Here is a 12,602-nt window from a genome sequence, read left to right on the forward strand (position 1 = left end):
CTTGCTAACCCGGGCAAAAGTAAGTGAAATGCAGCAGAAGTTCTCGCACCACAGCACTCAAGAGGAAGATATGGATGCACTCAAAAATAAATACACCACCATCAGCTTCGAGGAAGCGCTGGAATTATGCCAGAAATACATTAGCAAGGCAGCAACGAATGCCTTCCGCCGGGAGAGAGACCCGATCCGCAAACGGGAAATGACCCAGGGGTATATTATGGAGTTCGTCGATTCCCAGAAGCCTAGTGTGGAGGGGTATGGCGGTTTGCAGTCTTTAAAGAATGCGCTGATTAACGAAATCACGCATTATGGCCCGATAACCGAGGCCATGGAGGACCCGCAAATTGACGAGATCCGGGCCAACGGGCCGGAACAGATCTTCGTGGAGACCGGCGGGAAAACGCTGCGCTGGGACCAGCATTTCACAGACCGCGAACATATGGAGCGTATCATATCGAAGTTAATTGGAGTGTCCAAGATGCGCCTAACACCGAAGGTTCCGATGGTGAATGCCCGGACGGTGGAAGGGTACCGGGTAAATGCCACACATGCGGAAATCTCGCCCTATGAGCTGCCTGCTTTTGTCATCCGTAAATTCAGCAAAAAAAGTCTTACTCCCGCCATGATGATTCATGAACAAAGCTTCTCTGTCAATATGTTTCGGCTGCTCTCTCTGATTCCCAAGGCAGATCAGTCATGGATTACTGTAGGGCCAACCGGCAGCGGTAAAACGACGCTGAATGAGGTGTTAGTGAAGCAGATTCATCCGCTCTCCCGGATCATAACGATTGAGAATCCTTCCGAGATGCGGCTGCACCGCCGGGAAGGGGGAGAATTTGGCCCCATCATCAATGATGTGCTGCAGTACGAATCCGTGCCTGAAGAGGATGATGCCAGTCCGGCTACGATGGAGAACCTGCTGATTAATGCGATGCGGCAGTCTCCGCATTGGATCGGACCGGGCGAGCTGAGGACCCCGGGTGAATTCGCGACTGCGCTGCGGGCGGCACAGACGGGGCATTACTTCTTCACCACACTTCATGCCGAAGGGGATGAGGAGGCGATCTACCGCTTCCTGACTGCCTATCTGATGGTGTCGAATGAACCGGCTGAGCTTGCCTTGCGCAACATCTGCAGTGCAGTCAAATTCGTAATCTACCAGGAGAAGCTGGCTGACGGAACCCGCAAGGTCACTTCGATATCTGAGATTCTGGGGTCAGAAGGGTTGAAGCCGCTGATCAATCCGATTTATAAGTTCATCTATGATGATGTGGTGGAGGAGGCGGGCGGCACAAGGGTGGTCCAAATTATCGGGCGGCACAAGCGGGTGGGCAAGCTATCCCTGCGTGCCCAAGAATCTATGCTCAAGGCCGGCATTAAGCGCAGCCGGTTTGAATTCCTCACCCGGGAGCCCCTCGAGGACGAAACGGAGGGTTATGCATTCGATGAATGTGAACTTACTCATTAGTCTGCTGCTCGGCGTTGCGGCCTTCGTGCTGTTCAATACAATGTTTCAGGTCCGCTTCTTCGAGGGTTCTCTTCACCGTCTATTAGATCTGCTGGATACGGTGGCTGACCATCTTGGTAAATACAATACCAAGCGTTACGTTTCCCGGATTAAGCGGGAGCGTATCGTCAAGCGGAAGGAGAGCCCGATCGCGAAATACAACCGGCTGGTGGAAGGGCTGATTCTGGATTTCAACCTCCCGGTTACCTTGGAGAGCTTCACTTCTCTGCTCTGCATTTCTTTCGCGCTGGTAGCCGTGGTCATTGTGTTCTTCATGAATAGCGTAACGTTGTCGGTAGTCGTGACCATCTCCATTTTTGTCGGTCTGATGACCTGGTTCGTGATGCAGTCCAAGATTATACGGGCCCAGGATATCGAAAATATTATGGACGCAGAGGATCTGATCTGTCCGCTGGCACGGGACGGTGTGCTGGTCGCGATCAAGAAGGTGATGGAGAGTGACGAATACATCAGCCCTAACATCCGGGTCTATCTCCGGCAGTTCATAGATAACTGCGAGAATAACGGATACAGCTTCAGGCAGGCCATCACCCTGCTGAACCGTCAGCTCGGTCCTAAGTTCGATGATTTTACCAAGAAAGCGATTGTGTTTGAATATAACGAACGCAAGGGAATGGCCGACATCTTCCTGGATATTGTAGATGAGAATGCGGTGCTGAGGGAGATCAATGCGCGTAAGGAGACGATTTTCCGCAAAATGAACCGTGACTTCCTGATGAAGACCGTCATCGTATTGCTATTCTTTATCTACGCCTTATCCATTGACGGATTTCGCGAGTTCATGCTGTACACGCAGGCCGGGAAGCTGATTAACACGATGATGATCTGTGTAATCTGTCTGAGCTTCGCCCGTACCCAGGCGCTCCAGGGTAACCTTGGGGGAGGAAGTGACCGTAAATGATCTTTATCGCCAAGGTGTGTGCCTTAACGTCCATTCTGTACTTGATCAAGCTGTTTCTCTTGCCCATGTTGAAGCCGGTCAGCGGACGAAAGAAGAAGCGCGCACGCCGGTTCATGAACGAACGAAAAAGCACGCAGCTGAAGCAGCGGGTAGCATTGTACAAAAAGAATTTTGCCCTGAAATATATGACAGGATTTGTGGGCACAGCTGACCGCATCCGCTTCCGCAAGATGATAGATCGGCTGGAGCTGCTGGTCCGGCCGGAGGAGATTCGGTTAAATCAATTGCTCTATGCCTCGGGCGGAATGCTGCTGACCCTTGTGCTGGGCAGTGCCAACCGGCTGCTCGGCTGTGTGACCGCCATCTTCATTCTGCTGGGCTGGATCTATCCGGTGAAGAGCCTTGAAGAACAGATCGAGAAGAAGAACCGCAATATCTCGCTTGATTTTCCTGCCTTTTACAGCATGGTCTACTACCAGTACTCCAAATCCATCAATATCTATCTGGCAGATGTGATCCGGGATTACCTGCCTCATGCGGGCCAGGATATGGCTGAAGAGCTGGGTGTGATGCTGGACAATATTGAATACGGCGAGGAATACGCGCTGAAGCAGCTCAAGAAACGGGTTCCCATGCGTTATGTCATCAAGTTCTGCGACATCATGGAGACCCGCCTTAGAGGCTATGACAATGTCTCCCAGATGGTGTACCTCAAGAATGAGGTCAATCAATTTAGGGTGGAAGCACTGGAGAAGGATCTTCTGCGGCGTGAGCGCAGCAATGCCCGAATCCAATGGATACTGATCATCATCCTGTTTGTGTACATTGCCATTTATTATCTGTTCCTGGTCAAGGGTTCACTGGAAATGTTTCAATAAATTTTATATTCGGAGGTTGAACAATATGGAGAAGAAATCGGAAAACGTGGCTAAACCTAAGAAGAGTCAAGAGAGCTTTTGGACAGAAGAGCGCGGGGATATCGGGGTGAAGCAGATTGCACTTACCGTAGCGGCCATCGTCATTATCGGTGCGGCCATCGTTATTGTGCAAGGAAATCTGGGAGCCTGGATCAGTGACATTTGGGATCTCTTCATGAAGCAGATTGAGAAATTCACACAGTAATCTGAAGGAGGTACACCAGCAATGCGGGGAGTCGCAAAATCCTTTCTGGTCGCGATTGTGGTGGCAGCCAGCATTATGGTGTTCACCAATCTGGTGTTCTTCTTCCCATGGTACATGACACTGGTCATCGAGACCTTCAACCTGTCACAGGTCGCTGCCGGAGATAACTATATCAAGCAATCCTATTATGATGATGCGCTGAAGCGTCTGAAGGAGCGTCCAATCTACCGGGAGCATCCGAATCAGATCGAGGTCGAAGCATTGAATGAAGATAATGGCAGGGCTGTCGGCAATGACGACGAGACAGTCTATGCCAATGCGACCGAGCTGGAGAAGCCCTACCGCCAGCGGGGAGAGCCCGTGACGGTCACGGTACGCGCAGTTTATCCGCTGAGCGTTAAGCTATGGGGGGAAGAGATCCGCACGGAGATTCCCGTGTCTTTTTCGCTAACCTCAGTCGGGCTGAAGCACTATAAGGATCTGGACTATTATTTCGATTAACTCATTCGGATGAGAAGCGGGGACTGAAGGACTTGAGAACAATCGCTGTGTCCATTCTGATCGCTGTGATGCTGTCCATCCTGATTGCACCGCTGACAGAAGTGTTCAACATTTCACGCGAGCAGATTGTACTGAGTACGGCGCTTAATAATGCGCTGCGCTCAGCGAAGGACCGGAGCCTGGTCTATGAGAAGCTGCGGGGCCTGGACGCGGAGGTGGATGAAGAACGTTTCGCGGAGTACTTCGCTGAAGCGTTCGGTGCAGCGATGAAAGCCGGGCTTACAAGCAACGATGGAGGTCAGCTAACCTTCGCAGGGGAGCAGCAGGCGATACAGGTAACCCTTGAATTTAGACATGAGCCTGAGGCATGGAATGGGCGGGAAACTACTGAAGTGCATGTCCTGGCGGAAGTACCTTATGTGTTCAAGACAAGATATTTACGCCTGGCCCGGGAAGCCGGGCAGGATGTGGATTTCGTCATGACAGGCGAGCGGATGACCGTACTCTCTGTGAAGAACTAGGGAACGGAGGATAGGATTCTTATGGAATATGTGATGGTTACGCTGAAGGCAGGAATGGTGGAAGCTGATCTGAAGCTGCCCTCGGAAATCCCGGTATCTGAACTGCTGGAGATGCTGGAGGAGCCGCTTGCGCTGAAGAAGCCGCAGAGAGGGAGACTGCAGGCAGAGCCGCTGGGCCGTATTCTGGAGAGCGCACGTTCACTTGAGGAAGAGGGTGTCAGCCACGGCGCGCTGCTGACGCTGATAGGAGAGGAATGACAGCATGAATGATAATATTGCAGGCGGCGGACTCCTGTTACAGACTCCGGGTGTGTACTGCATAACGGATCTATGCGGGACGCTGGAACCGGAACCGGGAACTTATCTGTTGAGCCGGGATGAAGAAGGAGCTGCAAGGCTGCCCGGAATCCTCTGGTTCATGAATGAAGCGGGCGGGTTGCTGTTCGCCAGTGACCAGAGCCGTGGTAATGCCTTGTGCAGAGTGGATACGGGAACGCTGGAGCTGAAAGTACTGCTGCATGAGCCTTGCCGCGAGATCAGGCTCAGAGCAGGCTGGCTGTTTTACATTAATGAAAAGGATGGAAGATTGTACCGTTGTCTGCCGGACGGACGCAAGACCGAATGCCTTACGGACAGTGTGGTGCAGTGCTATACGATCTTGGGAGAACAGCTCTATTATGCTTGCGCACAAGGTATTTACAGTTGTCCATTGGAGGGTAACCGCTCTACCCGGCTGACTGAGGGAGGCGCTGCTTATCTGCAGTACTGCGGAACGCGGCTCCTGTATGCGGATCTGATGAATGGACATGCCTTGACGCTGCTTGATCCGCTGTCCGGTGAGCAGAAAGCCTACCCGGACCTGATTCCGCTCAGCATGATCAGCGAAGGTGGTTACATCTACTGCTGCAATGCGGGCAATGACGGATCGATCTATAGGCTGGATCTGAAGTCTGGTGAGAGCCTGCGCATTTATGGAGAGCGTGCGGACCGCGTGCATAAGGCAGACGGGCAATTGTTCTTCATTCATCAAGAGCTGTGGTACACCATGCCAATGTCAGGCGGACAAGAGGTTCGCTTTCAGGCAGACAGAAGTCGTTAAGGGGGGATGAAGATGGCAAAAGTATACGAATTCAGCCGCCAGCCCAGATTTTTGCCGGATATGCCTGGCGGTGAACTGGAAATTCCGAATCCTCCGCATGCCTATGCTAAACCGGAGATCGCCTGGATGGCGCTGCTGGTGCCACCTGCCGTAATGCTCGTCATTACCGTGCTGCTGGCACTGACAGCCCAGTCTATGTATATGATGCTCTCCATTGCCATGACGGTAACCACGCTTCTGTTTTCCTTCACGGGTGCAGCGTCGCAGATCCGTAAGTATAACCGGCAGAAGAAGGAGCGGGAGCAGAAGTATCTGCAATATATTGCCGATGTCCGTACCGAGCTGTCACTGGCCCGGACTCAGCAGAGCAAGGCGCTGCACGAGATGAACCCGGAGCCTGAAGCCTGTCTGCATCGGCTTCAGCAGCATGACAGCAAGCTGTGGGAACGGACGCCGGTTCACCAGGATTTTCTCTCCTTGCGGCTGGGAGTAGGCAGTGTGCCGTCCGCCTTACGTATCGTATACAACAAGCAGGCAGTCGTGCTGGAGAATGACCCGCTGCTGATGGAGCCGCACCGGCTGGCGCTGGAGTTCGCCAAGGTTCCTGATGCACCGGTTACGGTTAACCTGCTGGAGGCAGAAATCTGCGGCCTGGCAGGAGAGGCAGAGCGAACCCGGCATCTGCTGCAGCAAATGGTCCTGCAGCTGGTGACGCATCACGGATACGATGATGTGAAGCTCGTGCTGCTGGTGCCGGAGGAACGTGTTCAGGATTGGAGTTGGCTTAAGCATCTGCCCCATGTGTGGAATGAGGATTTCACCACCCGTTACCTGCTCTGCGGCCGGCCGATGGCCCACCCTGTGCTGGGTGAATTACAGGAGATTCTGAGGGAACGGGAGCTGCGCACGGTGCACGGGAGTTTGCATCCGCATTATGTCTTTATCATTGAAGATCCTTCGCTGCTTGAGAATGAACCTATTTACAATTATCTCTATAACGGGAATTCCCGGCTTGGCGTATCCTCGATGTTCATTGCAGCCAATAAAGCCTATCTTCCGATGAACAGCCGCGTAGTGATCCATATGAACAGTAAGAGTGCTGAACTCGCGGACAAAATATCGGGAGTCAAGCTGACCTTCGTGCCCGATCAGGTGAATACAAGAACGCTTGAACAGTCGGCCCGTAAGCTGGCCCCTCTGCGTCTGCGGTCTACGGGAGCAGCGTTTGCTCTTCCTGCTTCGGTCACACTGCTGGACATGCTGGGGGTCCGTACCGTGGAGGAACTGGATTTCCCGTCCATTTGGAGCCGCAACAAGACGTTCAGGGGAATGAGTGTCCCTATCGGTGTACGCGCAGGCGGAAACGCATTTCGTCTGGATCTGCATGAGAGCGGGCATGGCCCCCACGGCCTGGTTGCCGGGACCACGGGTTCAGGCAAAAGCGAGCTGCTTCAGAGCCTGATTATTTCGCTGGCGATCCACTATCATCCGCATGACCTGGTCTTTGTCCTGATTGACTACAAGGGCGGCGGGATGGCCGATGTATTCCGGGGGCTTCCGCACCTGGTGGGGACGATTACCAACCTGGGCGGGAATGAGACGAACCGGGCGCTGCTCTCCATCAAAAGCGAGCTGCTGCGCCGCCAGCGGCTGTTCGCTGAACAAGGCGTCAACAATATCGACCGCTACCAGAAGCTGTATCATAACGGAGGCCTGGAACGCGGCATGACGCCTATTCCGCATCTGATCATGATTGCCGATGAATTCGCGGAGCTGAAGCAGGATCAGCCCGACTTCATGAAGGAACTGGTCAGTGCCGCGAGAGTAGGGCGAAGCCTGGGGGTGCATCTGATACTGGCTACGCAGAAGCCGGCAGGAATCGTGGATGATCAGATCTGGAGCAATGCGAAATTCAAGATCTGTCTGAAGGTCCAGGATGAAGCGGACAGCAAGGATGTTATTAAGCGTCCGGATGCGGCAATGATCAAGGAGCCGGGACGGGCGTTTATCCAGGTAGGGAATGACGAGATCTTTGAGATGTTCCAGTCGGCTTACTCTGGAGCGATGTATGATCCTGGCAACGTGCAAAGGCATCACCTCCGGCACAAGCGCATTTACCGGCTGCAGCTCAACGGCAAGCAGGAGCAGATCTATCCGCTGGATGAAGAGAAGCTGCCTGAGATGGAGGTGCCAAGCCAACTGGAGAGCGTGGTCAAATCGCTGGCAGCTTCTGCCCGGAGCGCAGACATTCACCCGCTCCCCGGACCCTGGCATCCTCCGCTGCCTGAATCGGTACATTTAGCGGAATTGTATAAGGCTGGCGGGGGCTGGGAGGAAGCCGGCGGCTGGCCGTCCGTCCAGGAGACGCTGAGTATCCCTGTTGGTCTTGTAGATGACCCGCGCGGGCAAAGGCAGGAAGCGCTGATGCTTGATTTGGTCGGGGAGGGCAATCTCTTCATTTACGGTGCGCCGGGCACGGGCAAAACGGTGTTGCTGAGAACCTTATGTTTGTCAGCGGCTTACCGGTATTCACCGGAAGACGTACATCTATACCTGATGGATTGCGGAGGCTCTTCGTTCAAAGCGCTTGAAGCGCTGCCCCATTGCGGGGGTGTGATGACGCTGGAGCAAGAGAAGAGTATTCTCCAGTTTACTAAGTTCCTGTTCCGCACCATGAATGAGCGCAAGCGGATTTTTGAAGACAGCGGGGCGGACGGCTTTGCCGATTACCGGGCAAGGATCGGCAAGCTGGCGTCAGTGGTGCTTGTGATTGACAACTATTTCGCCTTATCGGAGACCTATGAGGAATTGGATGAGCAGATGGTGGTGCTGGCGCGGGAAGGGACCAAATATGGAATCTATATGGTGGTTACGGCTACCAATGCTTCGCTTGTACGCTATAAATTCGCTATCAATTTCAAGAATGCCATCAGCCTGCAGATGACAGAGAAAAGCGAATATGAAATGATTGTCGGCCGCACGGAAGGCCTGGAGCCATCACGTGCGGCCGGCCGGGGACTTGTGCGCAGCAAGCCTCCGCTGGAGTTCCAGACGGCATTGCCGCTCCTGCCAGAGCAGAAGCATGGAGGAGTGGAGCAGTGGATACTTCACCTGCGTAAACAGGCAGACACCGGGCTGTTAACGGAAGCACCGCGGATTCCGGTGATGCCGGCTTTCATTGATATCCGTAAGCTGAATGAGGCTTGTGCACTGCCGGAAGGGCGGCTGGCGATTGGACTATCAGATAACGACCTTCAGCCTGCCGTCCTGGATCTGGACACAACACCTATCGTCATGGTAGCCGGAGATCCTATGTCCGGTAAAAGTACATTGCTGGTATCCTGGGTCACACAGCTGCTGAGACAGTCTGGGAAGACCGCCATCTATGCGCTTGATTCGGGGAGTATGGGAATCTACAGTGTGTTGGGGCAGTCCGGTGTAACGGATTTGGCAGCCGTCGATGATATGTATGCCTTTGCAGAAGAAATCAAGAATGAGCTTGAGGGCAGACGCCGCTCCCTGCTTGCGGTCAAGAGCAGCGGTGGTGCAGCCGCAGCGCTGTATACCTCATGGCCGCGTATCGTCTTCGTCATTGACCGGCTTACGGAGTTCACGAATGGTGACCTCTATGCCTTGAAAGAATTGCTGGAACGAATGGTGAAGCAGGAACGGGCGCTTAAGGTTGCCGTTATTGCCGGAGATAACACGTCGGAGCTGGCCGGGAACTGGGACGGACTCGGAAAGGCGATCCGCGAGGAACAATGCGGACTTCAGCTGGGCAGCCTGAAGGATCAGAATCTGTTCAACGTCCGGTTGCCTTACGGTGAGAAGGAGAAGGAGCTGGAGCCGGGGGATGGCTACCTGATTATGAAGAATAAATACTCGGGTATCCGCACGGCTACTTAGGGCCTTCGAATGGACCCATTTGAGGAGGTGAGCTTGTTGCCTACGCCGCAAGAAATCCGCCGGCAGTCAGGAAATGTAAGCAGTGCGGCGGAGGATATCCGCCGGGAGCAGAGTAAGAATGACAGCAGTGCCGCTCAGAGCAGCAGCTGGTGGAAGGGTGGAGCCGGGGATACTTACCGCAGTGAGTATCAGGAGATTACCCGGGATGTAACCCGTTTGCTTGGACAGATGCGGGAGCTGCAGAATCAGCTGCAGGCCCTGGCGGGCGCTGTCCAGCGGGCTGACGATGAACGCAGGGCGAAGGCGAAGGCGGAAGAAGAGGCCCGCCGCGCGCTGGCCGCAGCCGCTGCGAGGAAGAAGTAACGGCAATAGATTCCACGAAGGGAGGTGAATCGAATGGTGAAACAGGTGTTCAGTCCTGAGCAGGCTAGAAGTGTAGCCAGTTCCATTAAAGCTAAAGGCCAAAGTGCTAAAGATATCATCAACAAGCTGGATAGTGAGATCAAAGCTGCTGAAGCATGGTGGCAAGGTGAATCCTCCAAGGCCTTCATTGAGGAATTCAACCAGTTGAAGCCGTCGCTCGACAAGCTGGTCGAGTGTGTGAATGGCATCAGTATGCAATTGAACAAGGTAGCAGAGATCAAGGAGCAAAGCGATCGCGATATTGCCAGCCAGCTTCGCAGATAGAAGCAGGCGGAATATAGGTATAGGCGGCCGGAAGCATAGGCTTCCGGCGCGGCTATGCTTGTTATACATAACTTCAGCATACCAGACATCATGAAAGTGATGGTTCAGATATAGAAGTGAAGCAGGCGCAGCAGCAACACTGGGAAAGGGGCAACCGCCATATGAAAAAAATGTTCTGGATGATCGGCTTGTGCACAGCACTTATGATTACAGGCTGCGGACGGACAGATAAGGCTCCAGCCCATGAAACGGGTCAGGCTGCCACGCAGAGTCCGGCAATCGAAACCCCTACTCCCAGTCCTTCAGCAGTCCCGGCCAAGCAGGTCATTACCGATGAGCAGGAGAATGGAGAAGAGGGCATGTTCCAACTGGGAATGACCTTGGAAGAACTACGTAAACAATTAGAGGCTGAAGGCATGGACGACAGCAATGAAATTGAGAATGCCGGTGATCCCGCCGATTGGAATCAGGGACACCGTACCGTTATGACGGACCAAGCTGATTTTACCTTCGATGAGCATGAGCGGCTCTACAGGATTGATGTGACGGATGAATCCCCCACAGCAGCAGGCCTTAAGGCAGGGGATGCGGAAGCAGAAGTGCTCCGGCTGTATGGGGAGGAGTTCCACACCTATGAAGGGGCTGACGATGGAAGCCGGGTCCTGGAGTATGTAATGAAGGATCATTACTTCACGGTATGGCTGCAGGAACAGAAGGTTGGCGGCTGGGGTGTCTCCTCGTATAAAAGGCAAACGAATAGTCCCGTTACGGAGAGCTATGATCAGGTGAAGCCTGCCGGAGATCATGAAGGCACTGCACTGAAAGAGAAGCTGTATGGAGAGCTTCAGGCCAATATGCAGAAGGTGGAGCAAAACTCTGATGATTTGATGGCCGCCGTACTGGCCTCTGACCGGATTCGCGGGCTGCAGAGCATCCTGTCCATCGTGCTCAGCGATGCGGAAGTAGAGGAGATGCTGGATCAGCAAGAACAGGTACAGCCGCTGCTGAATGACTCTGTCATCTATACTGGCTATTCGACGCAGGGTGTGCATCTGATGGCGATTCTGTCGCCAACTACGCCGGGGAATGAGAAATTTAAAGCTGCGATGAACCAGCTGCGCGGCAAGGAGGATGAATATGCCTTCCTGTCCGCAATTACAGAGGCATCAGATGAACGTTCGCTTGAGGTTGGACTCGATCTGCATGCAGAGGATCTGGCAGGCCCGCGTGAGGAGATTAAGCTTAGCTCGATTACCGTCTCGGACAGTACTAGCGGAGCAGAGCAGGTAGTGCCTTTTACAGGCAAAGACCTGGAACCGCTCTTGACTCAATACGGCCGCAAGCACAGTTCAGACCTTGCACTGGCAAGCGGAGCCTGGCACGCCTTCGGCTTCATGGGCACGCTGATCAACGATCCTGTCATAACGGTAGAGCTAGACGGAGAGCCAGTGATTCTGCGGCGCCAGTAGAAGGAGTAAAGATAAGGCTTGTCACAAGCTCATTTGAGGAGGATATGAAGATGAAAAAAATAACAACATGGTTCACAGCTCTATTACTGCTAATCTCGCTAATGCCTGTATCGGCACATGCCGCCCAGTCTGTCCGGGTGGTGGTGGACGGCTCCAAAATCAGCTTCCCGGATGCCCAGCCGTTTCTCGACAAGCAGAACCGGGTACAGGTGCCGGTCCGCTTCGTGAGTGAAGCACTGGGGGCGAAGGTTGGCTGGACTCCAACTTCCAAGACGGTAACGGTGGAACTCAATGGCAAGAAGCTGGTGCTGGTCATCGGGAACCGGCAATTTACGTTGGATGGCGTTAAGAAGACGATGGATACCGCCGCCCTGATGAAGAACGGCAGAACGTTCGTGCCGCTGAAGTTCGTCAGCGCAGGGCTGGGCGTAGGCGTGAACTGGGATCAGCGGGTCAGCACCGCTTATATTTCTACGGATGGCAAGACGCCTGTGATCAGCTCCGCACCCGCTAAGGGCACTGCCAAGACATCCAACGGATTCACTTATTATACGAATACAGGCTCTATGCTTCAGGTTAATTCTTCTACTGAGAATCCTCCCAAGGGCAAGGCCGTCCTTGTCATTCTGGTCGATTTCGAGATCGAGGGTGCCGATTATGCCATGCAAATGAAGGAAGCAGAAGCGATTATGCGGCAAAAGATTGAGCCGGCTACTGTAGATGCCATGCTGGACTATGTTGCTCCAAAGAAGACAGTAGAGTACAACCTGCCCTTTAGAACATTTGAAGATGCAAAATACAAAATTAATGTGTCTTCTACCGAATATAACGCGCTGGTTTTTACTATATACAGAAAATAGGTGTAGAT

At 53.5% G+C, this 12,602-nt stretch carries 13 protein-coding genes; all 13 read left to right on the forward strand.

The genetic code is table 11. The features are described 5' to 3' along the window. Window position 1 precedes the first annotated feature (1 nt). The 13 genes from NSS83_RS31020 to NSS83_RS31080 all read left to right on the forward strand — a co-directional run bounded on the left by NSS83_RS31020 (window position 2) and on the right by NSS83_RS31080 (window position 12,594). On the forward strand, window positions 2-1,468 hold the full coding sequence (locus NSS83_RS31020) for an ATPase, T2SS/T4P/T4SS family (protein WP_340754911.1): 1,467 nt from the start codon (window positions 2-4) through the stop codon (window positions 1,466-1,468). Then, entirely contained in the window at window positions 1,446-2,429 is a 984-nt protein-coding gene (locus NSS83_RS31025; protein ID WP_341347207.1) for a hypothetical protein, read from the forward strand. The genes NSS83_RS31020 and NSS83_RS31025 overlap by 23 nt, the downstream gene beginning before the upstream one ends. Then, window positions 2,426-3,307 (forward strand): hypothetical protein, encoded by an 882-nt coding sequence (locus tag NSS83_RS31030; RefSeq protein ID WP_341347208.1) that lies wholly within the window; start codon window positions 2,426-2,428, stop codon window positions 3,305-3,307. The genes NSS83_RS31025 and NSS83_RS31030 overlap by 4 nt, the downstream gene beginning before the upstream one ends. Before the next feature lie 25 nt (window positions 3,308-3,332). Then, window positions 3,333-3,551, forward strand: a complete 219-nt coding sequence (locus tag NSS83_RS31035) for a hypothetical protein (protein ID WP_036702422.1) — start codon at window positions 3,333-3,335, stop codon at window positions 3,549-3,551. Between the two features lie 21 nt (window positions 3,552-3,572). After that, window positions 3,573-4,052: a hypothetical protein gene (locus tag NSS83_RS31040; RefSeq protein WP_076157841.1), complete on the forward strand. Its 480-nt coding sequence runs from the start codon at window positions 3,573-3,575 to the stop codon at window positions 4,050-4,052. A 32-nt stretch (window positions 4,053-4,084) separates the two neighbouring features. Then, window positions 4,085-4,573 (forward strand): hypothetical protein, encoded by a 489-nt coding sequence (locus NSS83_RS31045; protein ID WP_036702419.1) that lies wholly within the window; start codon window positions 4,085-4,087, stop codon window positions 4,571-4,573. Between the two features lie 21 nt (window positions 4,574-4,594). After that, on the forward strand, window positions 4,595-4,831 hold the full coding sequence (locus NSS83_RS31050) for an EsaB/YukD family protein (protein ID WP_036702417.1): 237 nt from the start codon (window positions 4,595-4,597) through the stop codon (window positions 4,829-4,831). A 4-nt stretch (window positions 4,832-4,835) separates the two neighbouring features. Beyond that, window positions 4,836-5,672, forward strand: coding sequence for a DUF5050 domain-containing protein (locus NSS83_RS31055; RefSeq protein ID WP_341347209.1), 837 nt, complete (start codon window positions 4,836-4,838; stop codon window positions 5,670-5,672). 12 nt (window positions 5,673-5,684) lie between these two features. Further along, window positions 5,685-9,578 (forward strand): type VII secretion protein EssC, encoded by a 3,894-nt coding sequence (gene essC, locus NSS83_RS31060; RefSeq protein WP_341347210.1) that lies wholly within the window; start codon window positions 5,685-5,687, stop codon window positions 9,576-9,578. 36 nt (window positions 9,579-9,614) lie between these two features. Further along, window positions 9,615-9,941, forward strand: a complete 327-nt coding sequence (locus NSS83_RS31065) for a WXG100 family type VII secretion target (protein WP_340754893.1) — start codon at window positions 9,615-9,617, stop codon at window positions 9,939-9,941. Window positions 9,942-9,974: 33 nt separating this feature from the next. Further along, window positions 9,975-10,265 carry a WXG100 family type VII secretion target gene (locus tag NSS83_RS31070; protein ID WP_036702412.1) on the forward strand — a complete coding sequence of 97 codons (291 nt, stop codon included), beginning with the start codon at window positions 9,975-9,977 and terminating at the stop codon, window positions 10,263-10,265. A 161-nt stretch (window positions 10,266-10,426) separates the two neighbouring features. After that, window positions 10,427-11,734 (forward strand): hypothetical protein, encoded by a 1,308-nt coding sequence (locus NSS83_RS31075; RefSeq protein WP_341347211.1) that lies wholly within the window; start codon window positions 10,427-10,429, stop codon window positions 11,732-11,734. A gap of 50 nt (window positions 11,735-11,784) precedes the next feature. Beyond that, window positions 11,785-12,594 carry a copper amine oxidase N-terminal domain-containing protein gene (locus tag NSS83_RS31080; RefSeq protein WP_341188054.1) on the forward strand — a complete coding sequence of 270 codons (810 nt, stop codon included), beginning with the start codon at window positions 11,785-11,787 and terminating at the stop codon, window positions 12,592-12,594. The last annotated feature ends 8 nt before the right edge of the window (window positions 12,595-12,602 follow it).

The organism is Paenibacillus sp. FSL H3-0469 (assembly GCF_038051945.1).
Lineage (GTDB): Bacteria > Bacillota > Bacilli > Paenibacillales > Paenibacillaceae > Paenibacillus_AQ.

What these genes read in the sequence shown, in the direction of transcription:
- NSS83_RS31025 (WP_341347207.1), top strand. Translation starts at nt 1,446, where the DNA reads ATGAATGTGAACTTACTCATTAGTCTGCTGCTCGGCGTTGCGGCCTTC.
- NSS83_RS31030 (WP_341347208.1), top strand. Translation starts at nt 2,426, where the DNA reads ATGATCTTTATCGCCAAGGTGTGTGCCTTAACGTCCATTCTGTACTTG.
- NSS83_RS31035 (WP_036702422.1), top strand. Translation starts at nt 3,333, where the DNA reads ATGGAGAAGAAATCGGAAAACGTGGCTAAACCTAAGAAGAGTCAAGAG.
- NSS83_RS31040 (WP_076157841.1), top strand. Translation starts at nt 3,573, where the DNA reads ATGCGGGGAGTCGCAAAATCCTTTCTGGTCGCGATTGTGGTGGCAGCC.
- NSS83_RS31050 (WP_036702417.1), top strand. Translation starts at nt 4,595, where the DNA reads ATGGAATATGTGATGGTTACGCTGAAGGCAGGAATGGTGGAAGCTGAT.
- NSS83_RS31055 (WP_341347209.1), top strand. Translation starts at nt 4,836, where the DNA reads ATGAATGATAATATTGCAGGCGGCGGACTCCTGTTACAGACTCCGGGT.
- essC (WP_341347210.1), top strand. Translation starts at nt 5,685, where the DNA reads ATGGCAAAAGTATACGAATTCAGCCGCCAGCCCAGATTTTTGCCGGAT.
- NSS83_RS31070 (WP_036702412.1), top strand. Translation starts at nt 9,975, where the DNA reads ATGGTGAAACAGGTGTTCAGTCCTGAGCAGGCTAGAAGTGTAGCCAGT.
- NSS83_RS31075 (WP_341347211.1), top strand. Translation starts at nt 10,427, where the DNA reads ATGAAAAAAATGTTCTGGATGATCGGCTTGTGCACAGCACTTATGATT.
- NSS83_RS31080 (WP_341188054.1), top strand. Translation starts at nt 11,785, where the DNA reads ATGAAAAAAATAACAACATGGTTCACAGCTCTATTACTGCTAATCTCG.